Annotated in this window: 1 protein-coding gene; it reads left to right on the top strand. The window is 33.6% G+C overall.

Features of this window, described 5'->3' with window-relative positions:
* Positions 1–244: Ger(x)C family spore germination protein (locus SB658_RS26695; RefSeq protein WP_486308226.1), on the top strand; the 244-nt coding region annotated here is incomplete at both ends.

Raw genomic sequence — 244 nt, forward strand, 5'->3', positions numbered from 1 at the left:
CGCTTTATATGTTGGTTTATTAGAGGGGAATGGTACTGAACTTTTAAAAGGCAAATATTCGACTTCATACAACGTTGCAATTTATATAAAAAAGTTGCTAGAACATAATATGGAAACTGGTCCTTTACCAACGGATAATCTGCATGTAGGAGCATTCCGTTATTATCAAGAAGGGAAAGACTACTACATTCCAATTCTAAAAAAGCATGGTGATAAAATAAAAATCACCGGAATTGGCCTTTTT

It is taken from the genome of Bacillus sp. SIMBA_008 (assembly GCF_046535495.1).
GTDB lineage: Bacteria > Bacillota > Bacilli > Bacillales > Bacillaceae > Bacillus > Bacillus subtilis.